1 protein-coding gene and 1 pseudogene are annotated in these 1,139 nt (G+C 38.9%); both read right to left on the bottom strand.

Annotated elements, in window-relative coordinates; translation table 11 throughout:
• Positions 1-319: pseudogene (locus F6K53_RS44395) on the bottom strand (2OG-Fe(II) oxygenase); the annotation flags it as partial.
• A gap of 146 nt (positions 320-465) precedes the next feature.
• The coding region (locus F6K53_RS44390; protein ID WP_293087305.1) for an oligosaccharide flippase family protein at positions 466-1,139 on the bottom strand (674 nt) is incomplete at its 5' end.

The following is a 1,139-nucleotide window of genomic DNA, read 5'->3' as shown; positions in this document are numbered from 1 at the left end:
CATCAATGCCAGTTAAGGTTTCTAAAAAGTTAAGGAAAGTTGATGAATTGAGCTTATACAAAAAAAATCGGGTGTATTCTCCCATTTGAATTTCCGATTTTGAGGCCAGTTTTTTTTCTGGGGCAGCCTCAAACTTTTGCCAATCAATTTCATCAGATTTAGGAAACTCATTCAGAATATTATCTAGGATATCCTCTGGAAAGAAGTTATCCATGATAATGTGTGGGAATGGCTCAGCCTGGGCGTAGGCTTCACAATTATCCTTCGCAAAGTTAGTTAACTTTTCTGGATCTAGGCAATAGTTTAATTTTGAATCCATTTTATTATCCAATTTTAGTCTCTTAGTCAATTTATATGGTTGGTATTTTTTTTATTAGTAATTAATACTAGTTATTTTTGTAGGAATTGTGATAATTTTTATTTTCTGCTCCCTGCTCCCTGTTCCCTGCTCTGCTGTTCCCTGTTTTAAAAAAGTCCACTGATGGGATATCCAAACCCCAACATATATCGAGCCCAAATCACCCACATCAGTAATGTCAACAGTAGTGAAGTAGCCCAGAGGTCTTGCTTAATAAAGGAAAGCCCTTCACGACAAAGACCATAAGTTATTACTAGATAAGGGAGAATGTCATTGAAGGCAATCACGACTACTGCTCCGAGTGGTCCATTGCCAAACTTTTGCATCACATAAAATCCTAGGGGTATACCAATACAAACATTAAGACTCTTGACTAGTTGACTGTAAGCGTTATAGTTTGGCTTTCCAAGAGCCATCAGAGCTTGCTGAACTGTATCAATCAATAATGCAGGCCAGATGCCTAGGGTCAAGATTGGTAACATCCAAGCCGCTTCATAAAACCTCTCATCATATAAGACAAAAATCGCAATATCTCCAAAAGCAGTACTGACTGTCAACATCAATGCTGCAACCACTAGGATAAGTTGGCGATTGTACCAAATCTTAATCCGAAAGGTTTCCCGAGGCAAGTCAGCCAGTTGAGAAAACGTTGGCAAAAGCACCTTGGAACTAATTGCCGAGATTACCTGAGAAGGTAGGTACGCTAAATTAAAGGCAACACCATAAATCCCCAATAGCTCAAATGAAAACGATTTGCCTAGAATTAGTCGGTCGGCTTGGG

The organism is Moorena sp. SIO4A1 (assembly GCF_010672065.1).
In the GTDB taxonomy this organism is placed as follows: domain Bacteria; phylum Cyanobacteriota; class Cyanobacteriia; order Cyanobacteriales; family Coleofasciculaceae; genus Moorena.
Note: the sequence above shows the minus strand (reverse complement) of the source record. Positions and strands in the feature narration are given on the sequence as shown.